General features: G+C 74.2%; 14 protein-coding genes. 6 read left to right on the top strand and 8 right to left on the bottom strand.

The window, feature by feature from the left end; genetic code table 11:
- Positions 1–236: 236 nt before the first annotated feature.
- Both ACIRD3_RS33360 and ACIRD3_RS33355 read left to right on the top strand, forming a co-directional pair.
- Positions 237–1,073 carry an ATP-grasp domain-containing protein gene (locus tag ACIRD3_RS33360; protein WP_402224036.1) on the top strand — a complete coding sequence of 279 codons (837 nt, stop codon included), beginning with the start codon at positions 237–239 and terminating at the stop codon, positions 1,071–1,073.
- A gap of 170 nt (positions 1,074–1,243) precedes the next feature.
- On the top strand, positions 1,244–1,648 hold the full coding sequence (locus tag ACIRD3_RS33355) for a RidA family protein (RefSeq protein ID WP_402224034.1): 405 nt from the start codon (positions 1,244–1,246) through the stop codon (positions 1,646–1,648).
- A gap of 35 nt (positions 1,649–1,683) precedes the next feature.
- Here the strand turns inward: ACIRD3_RS33355 and ACIRD3_RS33350 are convergent, their stop codons facing one another.
- Entirely contained in the window at positions 1,684–3,099 is a 1,416-nt protein-coding gene (locus ACIRD3_RS33350; RefSeq protein WP_402224032.1) for an MFS transporter, read from the bottom strand.
- Positions 3,100–3,235: 136 nt separating this feature from the next.
- Between ACIRD3_RS33350 and ACIRD3_RS33345 the strand changes: the two genes are divergently transcribed.
- Together ACIRD3_RS33345 and ACIRD3_RS33340 are read left to right on the top strand one after the other, a co-directional pair.
- Complete coding sequence (locus tag ACIRD3_RS33345; protein WP_402224030.1) at positions 3,236–4,225, top strand: ArsR/SmtB family transcription factor; 990 nt, start codon at positions 3,236–3,238, stop codon at positions 4,223–4,225.
- Between the two features lie 234 nt (positions 4,226–4,459).
- Positions 4,460–6,763: a glycosyl hydrolase family 18 protein gene (locus ACIRD3_RS33340; RefSeq protein WP_402224028.1), complete on the top strand. Its 2,304-nt coding sequence runs from the start codon at positions 4,460–4,462 to the stop codon at positions 6,761–6,763.
- Between the two features lie 173 nt (positions 6,764–6,936).
- On the opposite strand, the gene ACIRD3_RS33335 is transcribed toward ACIRD3_RS33340, so the two are convergent.
- Positions 6,937–8,130 carry a geranylgeranyl reductase family protein gene (locus ACIRD3_RS33335; protein ID WP_402224143.1) on the bottom strand — a complete coding sequence of 398 codons (1,194 nt, stop codon included), beginning with the start codon at positions 8,128–8,130 and terminating at the stop codon, positions 6,937–6,939.
- 378 nt (positions 8,131–8,508) lie between these two features.
- Here ACIRD3_RS33335 and ACIRD3_RS33330 point away from each other — a divergent pair, with 378 nt between their 5' ends.
- A complete protein-coding gene (locus ACIRD3_RS33330) occupies positions 8,509–9,873 on the top strand; it encodes a dipeptidase (RefSeq protein WP_402224026.1) in 1,365 nt (454 codons plus the stop codon).
- Here ACIRD3_RS33330 and ACIRD3_RS33325 read toward each other — a convergent pair.
- Positions 9,849–10,709 carry a DUF4184 family protein gene (locus tag ACIRD3_RS33325; protein WP_402224024.1) on the bottom strand — a complete coding sequence of 287 codons (861 nt, stop codon included), beginning with the start codon at positions 10,707–10,709 and terminating at the stop codon, positions 9,849–9,851. The genes ACIRD3_RS33330 and ACIRD3_RS33325 overlap by 25 nt on opposite strands.
- A gap of 187 nt (positions 10,710–10,896) precedes the next feature.
- Positions 10,897–11,964 (bottom strand): NUDIX domain-containing protein, encoded by a 1,068-nt coding sequence (locus tag ACIRD3_RS33320; protein WP_402224022.1) that lies wholly within the window; start codon positions 11,962–11,964, stop codon positions 10,897–10,899.
- A gap of 383 nt (positions 11,965–12,347) precedes the next feature.
- Between ACIRD3_RS33320 and ACIRD3_RS33315 the strand changes: the two genes are divergently transcribed.
- A complete protein-coding gene (locus ACIRD3_RS33315) occupies positions 12,348–13,292 on the top strand; it encodes a PfkB family carbohydrate kinase (protein WP_402224020.1) in 945 nt (314 codons plus the stop codon).
- Positions 13,293–13,441: 149 nt separating this feature from the next.
- Here ACIRD3_RS33315 and ACIRD3_RS33310 read toward each other — a convergent pair whose 3' ends face one another.
- The 4 genes from ACIRD3_RS33310 to ACIRD3_RS33295 form a co-directional block, all read right to left on the bottom strand.
- Positions 13,442–14,323 (bottom strand): C40 family peptidase, encoded by an 882-nt coding sequence (locus ACIRD3_RS33310; RefSeq protein ID WP_402224018.1) that lies wholly within the window; start codon positions 14,321–14,323, stop codon positions 13,442–13,444.
- A gap of 359 nt (positions 14,324–14,682) precedes the next feature.
- Entirely contained in the window at positions 14,683–16,104 is a 1,422-nt protein-coding gene (locus tag ACIRD3_RS33305; protein ID WP_402224016.1) for an acyl-CoA synthetase, read from the bottom strand.
- A 408-nt stretch (positions 16,105–16,512) separates the two neighbouring features.
- Positions 16,513–17,475 carry an electron transfer flavoprotein subunit alpha/FixB family protein gene (locus ACIRD3_RS33300; protein ID WP_402224015.1) on the bottom strand — a complete coding sequence of 321 codons (963 nt, stop codon included), beginning with the start codon at positions 17,473–17,475 and terminating at the stop codon, positions 16,513–16,515.
- A gap of 45 nt (positions 17,476–17,520) precedes the next feature.
- Positions 17,521–17,791, bottom strand: a 271-nt coding sequence (locus tag ACIRD3_RS33295) for an electron transfer flavoprotein subunit beta/FixA family protein (protein ID WP_402224013.1), incomplete at its 5' end; no start/stop codon positions are given.

Genomic DNA, 17,791 nt, shown 5'->3' with positions numbered 1-17,791 from the left:
CGGGGGGGGGGGGGTGTTGGGGGGGGGGGGGGGGGGGGGGGGGGGGGTGGGGGGGGGGCCGGGCGGGGGGGTGGGGGGGGGGGGGGGGGGGGGGGGGGGGGGGGGGGGCCGCGCCCCGCCCCCGCACGACTCTGGCACGCCCACCCGCCGCTCGGCCAGAGCCAACCGCCCCCACCCGCGCCCCGGGACGGAAAACCGGTGGTCACGGCGGGTACGCCCGGGGCAGCATCGTCGCCATGACCACCGACGACACCCCCGTCCTGCTGCTCGCGCCGCGCATCAACGAGACGGGCCTCCAGCTGCGCACCGCCGCCGGGCGCCGCGGTCTGCGGGCGTACGTCGCGTCGTCCTGGCCGGCCCCGCGCGAGCTGATCGGCGCGCCGGTGCACGTGTACGGCGGGCCGCTGTTCGGCGACGCCGTCGGCCGGGAGCTCGGGCTGGGGCTACTGGAGCCCGCGGCCGACTGGCTGACCGGACTGCCGTTCGCCCTGACCGGTCGCCGGATCACCTGCACCACCCTGGCCGAGGCACGCCTCCTGCGCCGCCCGGCCTTCGTCAAGCCGCCGGTGGACAAGCTGTTCGCCGCCCGGGTCCACTCCGACGGCGGCGGGCTGCCGGGGCCCGAGGTGCTGGACGGGGACACGCCCGTACTGGTGAGCGAGGTGGTGCGGTTCGTCGTGGAGTACCGGCTGTTCGTGCTGGACGGCGCGGTGCGGGCCGGCTCGCGCTACGCGGTGGACGGTGACCTGTCCGTCGCACCGCTGCGGACCACCGGGGCACCCGCCGGGGCACTGACCGCGGCAGAGAGCGCCGAGGTGCTCGCGTTCACCCGCGACGTCCTGGCCGCCGCCGCGTCCGTCGCACCGCTGCCGAGCGCCGTCGTGGTGGACATCGGGCGTACGGAGGACGGCCGTTGGGCCGTGGTCGAGGCCAACGCGGCCTGGGCCAGCGGTGGTTACGCGGCCGACCCGGATGCCGTCCTCGACGTGGTGCTGCGCGCGGGCGGACCGGCCTCCCAACTCCCTCCCACCGACCGCCCGTTCCTCCGCGAACTGCCCGAAGTAGTGCGCTGAGACCGGTCGGCCGGTTCGCCGGCCGCCGATTGGACGGCCGGTCGGCCGGTTCGCAGCCCCGCCGGTCGGTCGGCCGATTCGCCGATTCGCCGGTCCGCCCGTGGGCGGCCCGCCGGTCGACCGGAGCCGGGGCTTGCGGCACCGACGGATCATGGCCCAGGATCCGCGCCATGAGCAGCTCTCACCTCACCCACATCACCGAGCCGCCCGGGGTCGCCCCCGGCACCGGCTACACCCAGGTCGTCACCGGCACCGGGCGGCTGGTCCAGGTTTCCGGCCAGGTCGCCTTCGACGAGCAGCGGAACCTGGTCGGCGAGGGCGACCCGAAGGCGCAGGCGCGGCAGGTCTTCGAGAACCTGCGCCGCTGCCTGGCCGCTGCCGGGGCCGGATTCGAGCACGTCGTGAAGTTCACCTTCTTCATGACCGACATCGACTACCTCCCGGCCATCCGGGAGGCCCGCGACGAGTACCTGGGGTCGCTGCCACTGCCGGCCGCCTCCGCGATGCAGGTGGCGGCGCTGTTCAAGCCCGAGGTGCTGATCGAGATCGAGGCATTGGCGATCGTCCCCGCGTAGGTTCCGACCCTCCCGGGGCACCAGGGCTCCCGATCTCACGCCGCCCCGAGGCCCGCGTCCCGCCGCCCGGCCCACCGGACGGCGGGGCGCATCGCCAGCCCGGCCGCCGCCAGCACCGCGCCCAGGACGATCCAGCCGACCGTCCCGTACCCGATCACCAGGGTGCTGACCAGTCCGGGACCGGCCATCAGGGCCGCCGCCGTCCCCGCGTTGAACACGCCCTGGTAGGCACCGTGGTCGCGCTCGCCCGCGAGGTCGTAGCTGAGCGCCCAGCCGCCCGCCTGCCCGACCACCTCGCCGAGCGACTGCAGGGCGACCCCGCCGAGCACCACCGCGGCTGCGAGGACCGCGGGCAGACCGTGCGCCAGCGAGACGACCAGGCAGGACGCCGCGAGCACCACCCCGGCGCGCCCGCAAGCCCGGACGGCCCCCGTCCGCTCCTCGGTACCCCGGGTGGCCCGCATCTGCAGGGTGATCACCAGCACGGTGTTGACGATCAGGGTGCCGGCGACGGTGATCCGCGGCGCCTCGGTCTGCTGCACGATCCACAGCGGCACGCCGACCTCCAGGACGGCGAACTGCAGGCAGAGCACGGCGTTCAGCACGGTCACGGCCAGGAACGGCCCGTCCCGCAGTGCCGGGTTCCGCCGTCGGCCCAGCTCGACGCCCTTGCCCGAGGGGTCCGACGGGTCCGGGACCGTGGTCCTCGCCGACGACCCGCCCGCTCCCGGCCCGGCAGTGGGCTGCTCGGAGGCCGGCAGCTCGGTCGCCCCCGCCCCGACCACCACCGACGGCCGCCGCGGGACGGCGAGGCGGTGGAACAGCACCGCGACGGCCACGTACGAGGCTGCGTCCGCCAGGATCGCCGTCAGGTAGACCGGCCGGCTGTCCAGTTGGAGCGCGATCGCGCCGAGGGCCGTCCCCAGGCAGAGCCCGACGTTCGTCACCACCCGCAGGTGGGCCCGGCCCGTCACGCGGCGGTCGGCGGGCAGGACCTCGGCGTAGAGCGCGTTCCGGACGGCGGCGGAGCCCCGGTCGACGGCGGAGACCAGGCAGGCGAGCGCGACGAACGACGGGTAGCCGTCCACCAGCGCGTATCCGGCGGTGCCGACGGCCTGGACCGACACCAGCACCACCAGCACCCGCCGGGCGCCCCAGCGGTCGGCGGCCCGGCCGGCCGGCACGCTCGCGAGGACCCCGCACAGGCCGGCAGCGGTCATCCCGAGGCCCAGCTGCGCGGCACTCAGGCCGAGCACCCGGGTGAAGAACAGCACCGCGACGGAGAGGGACAGGCCGCTGCCCACCGTGTTGACCAGGGTGATCCCGGCCAGCCGACGGACCATCGGGTCGGGGTGCAGACGCCGCCGCAGGGCGGGCACGACTCCGGGGGCACCGGGGTTCGCGGGCATGGCGGGGGAAGGTGCGGAGGACTCCGCCGTCGAGGTGGTCATACGAAGATCCCACCGCCTGCCGGAGTGGACCCGGTACTCCTTTAGGCTCTGACTAAATCCACGCCCGACACCTCGCCCGTCCGGGTCCCGACACCCCGTCCGCGCCCGTCCGGGTCCCGACAGAAGGCCGCCACCCGTGCACCGGTTCACACTCCGCCTGGCGGACCTCGCCACCACCTGGTTCGCCGTCTCCCCGATCCACGAGGCCGTGCTCAGCCTGCGGATGTGGACACACCCGGGCGTCTACCGGCTCCAAACGCAGGCCTTCGAACAGCTCCGGCCCGCCTTCGAGCAGCTGACCTCGCGCCCACTGCTGCTCTCGCTCGTCGCCCGGAACCGGTGGGTACCGGACTTCCTGACACCCCGCCCGGCCTCACCCTCCCCCGACTTCCACTCCGAGCTCGCGATCGTCCGCGCGCTGCCACCGGAAGAGCTGCGCGACGAACTGGGACAGACCTTCCGCATGCACGACGGACCGCTGCCCGCCGAACTCTCCACCGGACTGGCCGCCCCGGAACGGCTGTTGGCGCGGATCGCCGACGCGCTGGAGGAGTACTGGGAGGTCTGCCTCGCGCCCGCCTGGTGGCCGCAGGCCCGCACGGTGCTGGAGGCCGACCTGGTCTACCGTGCCCGACTGCTCGCCCAGCACGGCGCCGCCGCCCTCTTCGCCGACCTCGACCACCGGCTCCACTGGGAGAACGGCGTCCTGTCGATCAACCGGCACTGGGCCGACGGGGACGTGGAGACCCCGGTGGAGGGGCGCGGCCTCGTGCTCTGCCCGACCTTCTTCGTCCGCGGCGCGATCACGATGATCAGCAACGCCCGGGCCCCGCAGATCAGTTACCCGGCGCGCGGGCAGGCGGGGATGGCAGGGCGGGGCACGCCGGTGCCGACGCGAGCCGTGGAGGCACTGGTCGGCGCGCCGAAGGCCCGGCTGCTGGCGCTGCTGGCCGAGCCCGCCTCCACCACCGACCTCGCCTACCGCCTCGGCGTCACCCCGGGCGCGGTCAGCCAGCACCTGTCCGTCCTCGCCGCCACCGGCCTGGTCACCCCCGCCCGGCACGGCCGCTCGGTGCTCTACCGGCGGAGCCCGCTCGGGGACGAGCTGACAGGCGCGAACAACTGACAGACGACCGCCGACAGCTAACAGCTAACAGCTAATGAAATCTGTCATCTGTCAGTTGCCACCCCTCCACCCACCCCACCACCCCCCCAGTGGTACAGACCTGTTGACGCATTGGTCCAGTCCTCCTACAGTGCCCATGCCCCTCGCCCCCCACGGCCGGGGCACCGATCGCACACGGATCACCACCCGGTTCTACGTCCCCCTGTCCCAACCCCCACCGTCACAGGGAGAACCATGTCCGCTCGATCCCGGGCCGGACGCCCGCGTCTGCGCAGCAGACTGCTCGCGGCGCTCAGCGTCCTGCTCCTCCCGCCGGCCGCGCTCACCGCGCTGGCCGCTCCGGCGAACGCCGCCGGCAAACTCACCGCGACCTTCACCACCGCCGACAACGGCTCCTGGTGGCAAGGCACCTACATCGTCCACAACGACAACGCGACCGCCGTGTCCGGCTGGACCCTGGAGTTCGACCTCCCGGCCGGCGTCACCCTCGGCAACACCTACAACGGCACCGCCACCGTCAACGGCCGGCACGTCACGGCGACCGCGGCGTTCTACAACTCCACCGTCAACGCCCACAGCACCACCGAGCCCTACAGCTTCTGGTTCGTCGGCACCGGCCCGGTCTCCGCTCCGCTCAACTGCCGTATCAACGGCGACAAGTGCGACGGCACCCCCGACGTCCCGCCGTCCGCCCCGGGCGCCCCGACGGTCACCGAGTCCACCGCACACACGCTCGCCCTCAGCTGGCCGTCCGCCACCGGCGGCGACTATCCGGTCGCCTCGTACGACGTGCTGAACGGCAGTACCGTCCTCGCCTCCAGCACGACCGCCAACGCCCTGGTCGGCGGTCTCACCCCGGCCACCTCGTACACCCTGACCGTCCGCGCCAAGGACAGCCGCGGCAACACCGGCCCGCTCAGCGCGCCCGTCACCGCCGCCACCTTCGACCCGGCCACCGACCCCGTCCCGCCCACCGCGCCGACCAACCTCCGTACCACGACGGTCGGTTCGACGGACGTGACGCTCGCCTGGAACGCCGCGACCGACAACGTCCGGGTCGCCGCGTACGACGTCTACCAGGGAGGTACGCTCGCCACGACGGTCACCGGGAGGACGCTGACCGCGACGGTCTCCGGTCTCTCGCCGTCCACCGCCTACACCTTCACCGTGAAGGCCCGCGACGCCGCCGACAACGCCTCACCCGCCTCCGCCCCGCTCACCGCGACCACCTCCGACCTGGTGGGCGCCGGGAAGTACGCACGCGTCGGCTACTTCGTCCAATGGGGCATCTACGGCCGCCAGTACTTCGTCAAGAACCTCGACACCTCCGGCAGCGCCGCCAAGCTCGACGTCGTCAACTACGCCTTCGAGAACATCGATCCGGTCAACCTGACCTGCCTCGCGGGCGTCACCAAGGGCACCACCGCCAACCCGCAGGACCCGGACCAGGGCACCGGAGCCGGTGACGCCGACGCCGACTACGCCCGCCCGATGAGCGCCGCCCAGTCCGTGGACGGCGTGGCCGACGACGGCTGGGGCAAACTCCGCGGCAACCTCAACCAGTTGAAGAAGCTCAAGGCCAAGTACCCGAACCTGAAGGTGGTCGTCTCGCTCGGCGGGTGGACGTACTCCAAGTACTTCTCCGACGTCGCCGCGACCGACGCCTCCCGTCAGAAGTTCGTCAAGTCCTGCGTCGACACCTGGATCAAGGGCAACCTGCCGGTCTACAACGGTGCCGGCGGCGACGGCGTGGCGGCGGGCATCTTCGACGGGTTCGACCTGGACTGGGAGTGGCCCGGCTCGGGCGACGGCCACGCCGGCAACCACTGGAGCAGCAACGACAAGGCCAACCTGACCCTGCTGCTCGCCGAATTCCGCAAGCAGCTCGACGCGTTGGGAGGCTCGCACAAGCTGCTCACCGCCTTCACCCCGGCCGACCCGGCGAAGGTCGCCGCCGGCTGGGACCTGGGCAGGATCTTCGGCTCGCTGGACGTCGCCAACGTCCAGGGCTACGACTTCCACGGCTCGGGCAGCGACAACTCCTGGGAGCCCAACCGCACCGGCCACCAGGCCAATCTCTACCCGGACCCGAGCGACCCGTACAACGTCCACTTCAGCGTGGACACGGCCGTCCAGACCTACCTCGCCGCCGGGGTCAACCCGCGCAAGCTGACCATCGGCTTCCCGTTCTACGGGCGCGGCTGGCAGGGCGTCACGGACGGCGGGGCGAAAGGCGTCTGGCAGTCCGCGACCGGCGCCGCACCGGGCCAGTTCGCCGAGGAGGCCGGGACGCGGGGGTACCAGAACCTGATCAGCGGCGTCCCCGCCCTCACCGTCTACCACGACCCCAAGTCCGTTGCCACGTACGGCTACACGGGAGCCGGCGGCCAGTGGTGGACCTTCGACGACGCCTGGTCGATCGCCCAGAAGGCGGCCTACCTCAAGTCGAGGAACCTGCTCGGCGGCATGATCTGGGAGATGTCCGGCGACACCCCGTCCGGCACGCTCATGACCGCACTCGACACCGGTCTCAGGTGACGCGAACCGGCCCCAGGCCGAACCGGACCCGGACCGAAGCGGCCCCAGGCCGAACCGGTCCCGGACCGTACCGGTCCCGAGGAACGGCGACGAGTCCCACATGACAGGTGCGGGGCCGGTGTTCCTCCCTTCGTGGAGGAACACCGGCCCCGCGACCCGACCACCCCGCGCGCCTACCGCGAGGCCATCGACGTCAGCTTCCGCGCCGCCCGGTACTGCCGCAGCACCTGGGAGAAGGTGGTGTGCCCCTGGGTGGTCCGGGCGAAGGCCCGCCAGGCGGCCGGCACCAGGCAGACCGCCGCGTGGAACAGGTACGGCCGCCGCTCGAAGGCGCCCAGCAGCTGCTTGCCCGCGCGCATCTCCACGCCCAGGCCGGCCTTGATCGCGAACGCGTAGTTCAGCGCCTCGCGCCGCACCGCCGCCGCGTCGCCCGCCTCGGCGACCTTGACCGCCCACTCCCCGGCCAGCCGGCCCGAGCGCAGCGCGTACGAGATGCCCTCGCGGGTCCACGGCTCCAGCAGTCCGGCCGCGTCGCCGGCGACCAGCACCCGGCCGCGGGAGAGCGGCGAGTCCTCGGCCCGGCACCGGGTCAGGTGCCCGGATTCCACCCTGGGGGTGAACCCGGACAGGCCCAGTCGACGGACGTAGTCGGCCAGGTACTGCTTGGTGCGCTCGCCGTCGCCGCGCGCCGAGATGACGCCGACGGTCAGGCTGCTGGTCTCGGTCTTCGGGAACACCCAGCCGTAACTGCCGGGCAGCGGGCCCCAGTCGAGGTGGATCCGGCCCGCCCAGTCGGCGGCGACCTGCGGCGGCACCGGGATCTCCGCCTCCAGGCCGAGGTCGATCTGGTCGAAGGTGACGCCGACGTGCCGGGCGATCCGGCTGGCGCTGCCGTCCGCGCCGACCACCGCGCGGGCCTCGAAGCTGCGCCCGTCCGCGGCCGTCACCAGCGCCGTCCGGTGCTCACCGCCGCGCTGCTCGACCCCGGTGACGGTCACTCCGGTGACCAGCACCGCCCCGGCCGTCTTGGCCGCCTGCACCAGGCGCAGGTCGAACTCGTCCCGGTTGACCAGGCCGAACAGCATCCGCTGGGAGCGCCGCGTCCGGGTGTACCGCCCGTCGTACGCGAAGGTGACGGCGTGCACCCGGTCCTGCAGCGGGAGCCGGAAGTCCGGCGGCAGGCTGTCCCGGGAGGGGCCGATGATGCCGCCGCCGCAGGTCTTGTAGCGGGGGTGCTCGGCCTTGTCGAGCAGCAGCACCCGGCGGCCCTGGACGGCGGCGGCGTACGCGGCCGAGGAGCCCGCCGGTCCGGCGCCGACCACCACGACGTCCCAGACGCCGTCCGGCGGCGCGGCCGCGTCGTCGATCTGCGCGGCCGCGTCGTCGACCGTCGAGGCCGCGTCGTCGAGTGCCGGAGCCGTCTCGTCGAGCGGGCTGCCGAGCGGGCTACGGGAATCGGAGCTTCCGGAGTCAGTCACGTCGAGCAATCCTATGCGTCCGCCCGCCCCGGCGGACGCCGCACCACGACGACCACGCCCACCCGTCTCCGAACCACCACACCCCCGCGCCCCGGCCCCCGCCACTCCCCCACCCCTCCCCGTCCCCCGGCGCGCGCAGCGGCCGGCCGGCCGGAGCACCCGGCCCCACGGGGCTCCCGATTCCGCGCCGCCTATGATCGGCGGTACCCCAACCGCCCCCTCCGCCCGCGGCACCCCGCCGGCGAGCCCACCCCACTCGGAGCCCCGATGTCACAGCCCCTGGCCGACGCCGTCCGGTCCCTGATGGACCGTGCCCGCACCGACCTCGCCGAGCTGGTCGCCTTCCCGTCGGTCGCCGACCCGCGCCAGTTCCCGGCCGAGGAGTGCGAGAAGGCCGCACGCTGGGTCGCCGACGCCTTCGCCGCCGAGGGCCTGACCAACCTCCAGCTGCTCGACACCCCGGACGGCACCCAGTCCGTCTACGGCGAGCTGCCCGGCCCCGAGGGCGCCCCGACCGTCCTGCTCTACTCGCACTACGACGTCCAGCCCCCGCTCGACGAGGACGCCTGGCTCAGCCCCGCCTTCGAGCTGACCGAGCGTGACGGCCGCTGGTACGGGCGCGGCGCCGCCGACTGCAAGGGCAACATCCTGATGCACCTGACCGCCCTGCGGGCGCTGCGCCAGGTGTACGGGGACGCCTACCCGGTCGGCCTGAAGATCATCGTCGAGGGCTCGGAGGAGCAGGGCACCGGTGGCCTGGAGCGCTACGCCGAGGCGCACCCCGAGCTGCTCGCCGCCGACGTCATCGTCATCGGCGACGCCGGCAACTTCGCCCCCGGCCTGCCCACGGTGACCACCTCGCTGCGCGGCATGACCGTGGTCGAGGTCTCGATCACCACGCTGGCCGGCAACCTGCACTCCGGTGCGTTCGGCGGTGCCGCCCCGGACGCGCTGCAGTCCCTGGTCCGGGTGCTGGCCTCGCTGCACGACGAGAACGGCGACGTCGCGGTCGCCGGGTTGAGCGCCGACCAGACCTGGGAGGGCGTGCAGTACCCGGAGGAGAAGTTCCGCGCCGACGCCAAGGTGCTCGACGGCGTCTCCCTGACCGGCACCGGTACGGTCGCCGACCGCCTCTGGGCCCGCCCGTCCGTCACCGTCCTCGGCATCGACGCCCCGCCGGTGATCGGCGCCACCTCCTCCGTCCAGGCCGCCGCCAAGGCCCTGGTCAGCCTGCGCGTCCCGCCGGGCATGGACTCCGCCGCCGCCCAGGACGCGCTGGTCGCCCACCTGGAGGCGCAGGTCCCGCTCGGCGCCAAGGTGACCGTCGAGCGCCAGGGCAACGGCTCCGCGTTCCTCGCCGACACCACCGGCCCGGCGTACGAGGCGATGGGCGCGGCCATGGCCGAGGCCTTCGGCACCCCGATGGTCTCCTCCGGCGAGGGCGGCTCGATCCCGCTCTGCAACACGCTGCGCTCGCTCTACCCGCAGGCCGAGATCGTGCTGATCGGCGTCGAGGAGCCGACCACCCAGATCCACGCGGTCAACGAGAGCGTCGACCCGCGGGAGCTGGAGCTGATGGCCCTCAGCGAGGCCCTCTTCCTCCGCCGCTACGCCGAGCTGCGCTCCGTCTGACGGACCTCGGGCCGGGGGCTGCCGCTCGCGGCCCCCGGCCCCGGCCGCCCGCCGCGCCACCGGCGGGCGGCCGCCACCACGGCCGCGTAGCCGACGGCGCCGACCGCGAGCCCGGCACCCGCGCCGAAGCAGACCTCCGGCACCAGGTTCCGCTTCAGCGGACCGAGCCGGTGCAGCACCCCGGCCGCCGTCGCCGCGCCCAGCACCGCGAGGGCCGCCCGCCGCGCCCGGGGCGGGAGCCCCACGGCCGGCCGCACCGGCTCGACCGCCCGCACCGCACGGTCCGCCCAGCCCCCCAACGCCACCAGCGCGAGCGCCGAACTGCCGTACTGCAACGCCTCGTACAGCGGGACCCCGGCCACCGACCGGTCCAGTACGGGCAGCAGCCGAACGCCCAGTCGGCCCCCGTGCGTGAACGCGTCCCAGCCGACGTGGGTGGCCGCGCCGATCGCCGCCGACACCGCGAACCACACCGCGTCCGCGCGCCCGTCGGCCGCCTCACCCCCGACCGTCCTACCACCGCCCCGCCGGACCGTCAGCGCCTCGGCACCGCCCGCCCAGCGCTCGGGCAGCAGCGCCACCAACGGCCCCCGCAGCAACCCGTGCCAGCCGGCCACCAGCGCACCGGCGATCGCCACGTCCAGCGTCGGCACCGCCCACCAGGCGTGCGTCAGGCCGCCCTGGCCGTACACGCCGGGCAGCAGCGACTCGGCGAAGAACGGCACGTCCGGCGCCATCGACCCGGCGACCAGCGCCGACGCCACCAACGGACCGCGCTCCCCGGCACGGCGCAGCAGGGGCAGGACGGCGGCGGGGTGGCTCAGCGTGAACGGCATGGCCCCATCCTCCCGCCCACCCCACCGGCCCGGCGAACCGGCCGCCCACCCCACCAGCCCGGCGAACCGGCCGAACCCGCCGACCCGCTCCGGCCCGCCGCGCCGACCGGACTCGCCAACCCGCTCCGGCCCGCCGCGCCGACCGGACTCGCCAACCCTGCCGCGCCCACCGGACTCGCCGAGTCCGCTACGCCGCGTCCGCCGTGCTCGCCAGCCCGACGGCCACCCGGCACCCCGCCTCCAGGTAGCGCAGCTCGCCGCTCCGCCGGGCGTCCAGGGTGGCCGCGAGCCTCCGGTACCGGCCCGGCGGCAGCAGTTCGGAGGCCTCGTCCAGCGTGACGAACCGCCAGCTGCGCAGTTCCTCTTGCTGCAGCAGCAGGTTCTGCCGACCCGTCGCGTCCAGGAGACCGCCGTCGTACATCAGCCGCAGGCCGCCCCGGCGCGGACCGGTGCGCGGTTCCCAGTCGACGGCGAGCAGGCGCAGGCCGGACGGGTCCAGCCGCAGGCCGAGTTCCTCGGCGGTCTCCCGCAGGGCGGCGTCGGTGGGGGCCTCGCCGCGCTCGACCACGCCTCCGGGGAAGTCCCAGTCGGGCTTGTAGACGGGGTCGACCAGCAGGACGCGGTCCTGCTCGTCGAAGAGGAGGACGGCGGAGGCGACGGTGTCCCCGGTCGGGTCCGGGCTCTGGACGATCGGGCAGCGCGCGGCTCCGACCCGGACCAGCTCGGCGATCCGCAGGGCGGTCTCCCGGGGCGTGAGGTCGCCGGTGTCGATCATCCGGGCGTCCCCGACCAGCCAGCGACGGGCGGCGCGGTAGCGCGGCAGGTGTTCCAGGCACCAGGCGCGGACCCGCTCGCTGGCCTCCGGGTCGCCCGGGCACTCCTCGCGATGGGCGATGCGCTCTCGCAGGATCGTTTCTTCTGGGTCCAGCACGAAGTGGTGCACCGTGATCCCGTGCGAGGCCAGGTCACCGAAGATCTCGTCCCGGTAGTCCTCTCTGAGCAGCGTCATCGGAACCACCAGCGGTCCCTCGACCTCGTCGAGCAGTGCCGCCGCCGTCTCGGGAACGAGCCGGCGCCAGGCCGCCAGGTCCTGGAAGTCGGACACCGTCGCCAGCCGGTCGGCCGGAAGCATCCGGCGCAGACCGAAGCCCACCAGCTCGGGATCGAAGAGCACGCTCCCGGGCAGCAGTTCCACCAGCTCGCGGCAGGCACTGGTCTTGCCCGCCCCGAATGTGCCATTGACCCAGACGATCACAACGTCCCCTGCCCCTCGACTTCCCCCGATGCCGTTCGCACCGGGCAGCGCCCCCGTCGGCCGAACCAGCGCCACCCGTGGTGGTACCCGCGCCACGCCGCTCCCCATGCCTCCTCGACACGCCTGCCCGCGCGTCCCGGCCTGCCCCGTGACAGCGGCATGTGCCCAGGCCAGGCGCGTGCGCACAGAAATATGCAGACCGGTCTACATCAAAATTGCACCCTGTCACCACGGCTCACGCACAGCGGGTCCGGTGGGCCGACTTCCCGCACACGCGCCACCCGCACGCCGCTCACGCCCCCTCGCGACGCCCCTCGCCGAGCGCCGGCTCGCCGTACGCCGCCACCTTGCGCCGCCCGTGCTCCGGCACGTACAGAGGAACGATGAAGCTGCTGCCCGTCGGCCGGGTCATCGTCATCGGATCGGTCAGCACCAACCGGATGCTCCGCTGCCCCGTACTCCCCTCCCCCGGCGAGACCGTCCTCGCCGAGACCGTGCTCGCCGAGGGCGCCGACCGGGGCTTCGGCGGCAGGGGCGCCGACCAGGCGGTGGCGGCGGCCCGGATGGGCGCGGCGACGCACCTGGTCGCCAAGGTCGGTCGCGACGCCGAGGGCGAGGCGGCGCTCGCCGACCTGCACGGCGCGGGGGTCGAGACGGGCGCCGTGTTCGCACACCCCGACGCGCCCACCGGTCAGACGATCGTCACGGTCGACCCGTACGGCGGGAACACCGTCGTGGCCGTCCCCGGCGCCAACGCGCAGCTCACCCCGGACGAGGTCACCGCCGCCCTGACCCGCCTCCGCCTGCTCCCCGTCGACGTGGTCCTGACCAGCAACGAGGTCCCCGCGGCGTGCATCGGCGCGACCGCCGCCGCCCTTCCCGCCGCGGGCCCCTCCGGCGGCACCCGCTGGCTGCACGCCGCCGCCCCGGCCGGTGCCCTGCCCGATGCCGGTCCGGACGGGCCGCGCCCGCTGGTGGTCGCCAACGCCGTCGAGGCCCGCCGGCTCACCGGGGCCGCCGACGTCACCGCGGCCGCCCGGGCCCTGGCCGACCGCACCGAGGGCGTCGTGATCACGCTCGGCGGCGACGGCGCGCTGGTCGCCGCGGACGGACGGTCGAGCCGGCTGCCCGCCCCCGCCGTCCGGGTGGTCGACACCACCGGAGCGGGCGACGTCTTCTGCGGCGCCCTCGCCGCCGAACTCGCGCGCGGAGCGGACCTCCACGCCGCGGCCGCCACCGCCGTCGCCGCCGGAGCCTTCGCCGTCACGGCCCTCGGCGCCCGCGGCGCCCTGCCCCGCCGCACGGACCTCGTCCTGCCGGAGCACTGACCCACCGTCGAAAGCCGGTCCTCGAAACCCGCACCGCCGAATCCCGGGACCGCCGAACGCCGGGCCCGCCGAACGCCGCACGGCACGCGTCGGGGGCGCCGAGCCGAGCGGCGCCCCCGACGTGCGGACCGACGGACTCCGCGGACGCGCTACGGCCGGCCCATGTACGCCGGGTAGTAGCCGCTGCTGATGGCCGAGATCCGGATGTTGGTCCCCGGTCGCGCGGCCTCGACGTACTGGTTGTTGCCCAGGTAGATCGCCACGTGCTGGATGCCCCGCGCGGTTCCGTCCGGCGACCAGAACAGCAGGTCACCGCGGCGCAGCTGGCTCGCCTTGATCGGCGTGGTCGCGGCGTACTGGTCGTTGGCGACCCGCGGCAGGCTGATGCCGCCGCGCTTGAAGGCCTGCTGCACCAGGCCCGAGCAGTCGTAGCCGTCCGGCCCGTTGCCGGCCGTCCTGAACGGCTTGCCCAGCTGGGCGAGCGCGTACTGCACGGCGGTCTCGACGTCCGGGTCCGAGGCGACCGACCCGCCGGACGCCACCGAGCCCGAGCCCGAACCCGAGCCGGACGAGCCGCCGCCGGTCCGCGCCAGGTAGACGTCGTAGTGCGTGGTCCAGCGCCACTCGCCCTTGCTGTTGCGGAACCAGTAGCGCGAGCCGTCCCAGCCCTGCTTGATCCCCCCGCTCGACTTGGTGCCGCTCGACGCCCCGGCCGTGGACTTCGTCCCGCCCCCGGTCCGCGCCAGGTAGACGTCGTAGTGCGAGGTCCAGCGCCACTGCCCCTGGCTGTTCTTGAACCAGTACCGCGAGCCGTCCCACCCGGCGTGCGCCGGCGCGGTCTCGGCGGCCGCGGGGCTCACGCCGGTGCCGAGGCCGAGCACGCCCGCTCCGGTCGCGATCACGGCCACCATGCCTATCCCCCGGCGGATCCGAGCGGCCCGGGACGGACGGGAGGAACGGGCGGTGGCAGCGGACTGCTGCGCGGTCGGTTCGTCGGCGGCATCCGGCGCGCCGGTGTTGACGGTGGTCATCCTGCTGACTTCCTTCACTGCTGCGACTTTGCGGATCGCTGCGGATCGCTACCGATCGCGGCGAACTGCCGCCGGACGGCGGCCGCGGAACTGCTTCGAACCCGCCGTACGCCCCGGCGGTCACCGGGTCCGTACGGTTCGGCAGGCCCCCGTCCGACACACCGCGGCCTCCGGCCGTGCGACCGGAAGCCGCGGATGTGTCGCCCAGGGGATTCAGTTCTGCCTGCGTGTCACGTTAAGCACGCGTCCGCTCACGGCGCGCAGTGGAGTGCGCCAATGGGGGGGTCGCCGGACGGGTGGGCACCGACGGCGCATCAGGGTGAACACCCGTCACCGCAGGAGCGCCCGACGCCCCCTCATCACCGGCCGCCGGCCTCCGCCAGCAACTGCTTCTTCAGCACCTTTCCCAGGGCGTTCCTTGGCAGTTCGGGTACCAGCACGACCCGGCGCGGCCGCTTGTGCACCGAGAGCCGCTCCGCCACAAAGGCCGTCAGCTGTTCCCCCGTCACGGCACCGTCCGGGATCACGTACGCGACGATCGCCTGGCCGAGGTCCTCGTCCGGCACGCCGACCACCGCCGCGTCGGCGACCGACGGGTGGTCACGGAGCGCGGCCTCCACCTCGCCCGCGCCGATCCGGTAGCCGCCGCTCTTGATCAGGTCCACCGAGGCCCGGCCGACGATCCGGTGGAAGCCGTCCGCCCCGATCACCGCGACGTCGCCGGTCCGGAACCAGCCGTCCGCCGTCCACGACTCGGCGTCCGCGTCCGGCCGGTTGAGGTAGCCGCTGAACAGCGTCGGACCGGAGACCTGCAGCTCACCGACCGTCTCCCCGTCGTACGGCACCGGCGCGCCGTCCTCGCCGACCAGCCGGGTGCGCACCCCCTCCAGCGGCAGACCGACACTGCCGGGCCGCCGCTCGCCGTCCGCCCTGGTGCTGACGGTGATCAGCGACTCGGTCATCCCGTACCGCTCGATCGGGGCGTGCCCGGTGAGCGCGGCCAGCTTCTCGAACACCGGTACGGGCAGCGGCGCGCTGCCGGAGACCAGCAGCCGGGCCCGGGCCAGCCGGGCCGCCGCGCCCGGGTCCGCCGCCAGCCGGGACCACACGGTCGGGACGCCGAAGTACAGACTCCCCCCGGCCTCCGCGTACCCCTGCGGGGTGGGCCGGCCGGTGTGCACCAGCCGACTGCCGGTGCGCAGGGCGCCGAGCACGCCGAGCAGCAGCCCGTGCACGTGGAACAGCGGCAGTCCGTGGGCGAGGGTGTCCTCGGCGGTCCACTCCCAGGCCGCGGCCAGGGCGTCCAGATCGGCGGCGATCGCCTCACGCCGGATCACGGCGCCCTTCGGTGCCCCGGTGGTGCCCGAGGTGTAGAGCACGAAGCCGGTCGTGTCCGCCGCGGGCTCGGCGTGGGTGGTGGCCGAGCGCTGCAGGGGATCGACCGGCAGCCCGTCCACCGGTCCGCCCTCGGGCAGCGCCTCCCCGACGGCGTGCGCCAGCAGCGCCGCGCCGGAGTCGTGCAGGATGTGCTCGCGCTCCTTGGGCCCCGAGTCGGGCGGCAGCGGCACCACCGGGACGCCCGCCAGCAGACCGCCGACCACGGCGACCACCGTCTCGACGGTGGGCCGGGCCAGCACCGCCAGCGCGGGGGCACCGGCCACCCGGTCCGCGACGGCGGTCGCCGCCCCCAGCAGTTCCTCCCGGGAGAGCGACCGGCCGTCGATCCGCAGCGCGTCCGCCGCGTCGCCGAGACCGCCCTGAAGTGCCGTCAGCAGTGCCATGCCACCGTCCTCGCCCTCGTCCCTCGCATCGCGCCACATCCCTCGCGCCACGTCCCTCGCGCCACGTCCCTCGCGCCACATCCCTCGCGCCACTCGCTCGCGCCACTCCCTCGCGCCACTCGCTCGGGTCATGGGCTCACCTCATACCGTGCACGTCACCCGCTCGGGTCATGAGTCGGGCTCATGCCCCCGCCATGAGCGAACCTCATGCCCCGGGTATGAGCTGCACTCATGCCCCCGCCATGAGTCCGGCTCATACCCCTGCCATGAGTTCGCCTCATGCCCGCCCGTCACGCGTCCGCGCCGACTCTACGGGTCGGGGGGCACCGCTCGCCGCGCTCCGGGTACGACGACGGAGGGCGTGGCACCGAGTACCCGGTGCCACGCCCTCCTCGTGTCCCTGCGGGATCAGGCCTTGCGGGCCTTCACCTCGGCGGTGAGCTGCGGCAGGACCTCGAAGAGGTCGCCGACCACGCCGTAGTCCACCAGCTCGAAGATCGGGGCCTCGGGGTCCTTGTTGACGGCCACGATGGTCTTCGAGGTCTGCATGCCGGCCCGGTGCTGGATCGCACCCGAGATGCCCGCCGCGATGTAGAGCTGCGGGGAGACCTGCTTGCCGGTCTGGCCGACCTGGCTGCTGTGCGGGTACCAGCCGGCGTCCACCGCGGCACGCGAGGCACCCACGGCCGCGCCCAGCGCGTCCGCCAGCTCCTCCACCACACCGAAGCCCTCGGCCGCACCGACACCACGGCCACCGGAGACCACGATCGCGGCCTCGGTCAGCTCCGGACGCCCGGTCGACACCCGCGGCGTGCGCGAGGTCACCGTGGCGGCGTTCCCGGTGAACTCCACCGACACGTTCTCCACCGCACCCGCGGCCGGCGCGGCCTCCGGAGCCACCGCGTTCGGCTTCACGGTGATCACCGGCGCGCCCTTGGTGACCTTCGACTTCACCTGGAACGACGCCGCGAACACCGACTGGGTGGCCACCGGACCACCGTCACCGGCCTCCAGGTCCACCGCGTCGGTGATCAGACCCGAGCCGATCCGCAGCGCGACGCGCGCGGCCACCTCCTTGCCCTCACCCGACGAGGTGACCAGCACGGCCGCCACGTCGTTGGCCCCGGCGATCTGCGCCAGCGCGTCCACCTTCGGGACGACCAGCCGGTCGGCGAACTCCGCGCCGTCGGCGACGTACACCTTCGCCGCCCCGAACTCGCCGGCCTTCGCGGCGATCTCGGCGGCCGCGGCACCGGCGCCCAGGACGACGGCGGACGGCTCACCGATACGGCGGGCCAGGGTCAGCAGCTCCAGGGCCGGCTTGCGGACCACACCGTCGGCGTGGTCCACCAGAACCAGGATCTCAGCCATGATTCGTTGCTCCTGATCGATCGTTGGATGCGCGAACGGGTGGGATTAGATGAACTTCTGGTCGGCGAGGAAGCCCGCGAGGGCCTTGCCGCCCTCGCCCTCGTCCTTGACGACCGTGCCCGCGGTGCGCGCCGGACGCGCGGCGACCGAGTCCACCGCGGTCCACGAACCCGCCAGACCGACCTCGTCCGCCTCGATGCCCAGGTCGTCCAGGTCCAGCAACTGCACCGGCTTCTTCTTCGCCGCCATGATCCCCTTGAACGACGGGTAACGGGCCTCGCCCGACTGGTCGGTCACCGACACCACGGCCGGCAGC

Source organism: Kitasatospora sp. NPDC093550, assembly GCF_044764985.1.
Lineage (GTDB): Bacteria > Actinomycetota > Actinomycetes > Streptomycetales > Streptomycetaceae > Kitasatospora.
The sequence above is the reverse complement of the archived record's forward strand: the minus strand, read 5'-3'. Positions and strand labels throughout refer to the sequence as shown.

What these genes read in the sequence shown, in the direction of transcription:
- ACIRD3_RS33360 (WP_402224036.1), top strand. Translation starts at nt 237, where the DNA reads ATGACCACCGACGACACCCCCGTCCTGCTGCTCGCGCCGCGCATCAAC.
- ACIRD3_RS33340 (WP_402224028.1), top strand. Translation starts at nt 4,460, where the DNA reads ATGTCCGCTCGATCCCGGGCCGGACGCCCGCGTCTGCGCAGCAGACTG.
- ACIRD3_RS33325 (WP_402224024.1), bottom strand. Translation starts at nt 10,709, where the DNA reads ATGCCGTTCACGCTGAGCCACCCCGCCGCCGTCCTGCCCCTGCTGCGC.
- ACIRD3_RS33300 (WP_402224015.1), bottom strand. Translation starts at nt 17,475, where the DNA reads ATGGCTGAGATCCTGGTTCTGGTGGACCACGCCGACGGTGTGGTCCGC.
- ACIRD3_RS33305 (WP_402224016.1), bottom strand. Translation starts at nt 16,104, where the DNA reads ATGGCACTGCTGACGGCACTTCAGGGCGGTCTCGGCGACGCGGCGGAC.
- ACIRD3_RS33315 (WP_402224020.1), top strand. Translation starts at nt 12,348, where the DNA reads ATGAAGCTGCTGCCCGTCGGCCGGGTCATCGTCATCGGATCGGTCAGC.
- ACIRD3_RS33330 (WP_402224026.1), top strand. Translation starts at nt 8,509, where the DNA reads ATGTCACAGCCCCTGGCCGACGCCGTCCGGTCCCTGATGGACCGTGCC.
- ACIRD3_RS33310 (WP_402224018.1), bottom strand. Translation starts at nt 14,323, where the DNA reads ATGACCACCGTCAACACCGGCGCGCCGGATGCCGCCGACGAACCGACC.
- ACIRD3_RS33355 (WP_402224034.1), top strand. Translation starts at nt 1,244, where the DNA reads ATGAGCAGCTCTCACCTCACCCACATCACCGAGCCGCCCGGGGTCGCC.
- ACIRD3_RS33350 (WP_402224032.1), bottom strand. Translation starts at nt 3,099, where the DNA reads ATGACCACCTCGACGGCGGAGTCCTCCGCACCTTCCCCCGCCATGCCC.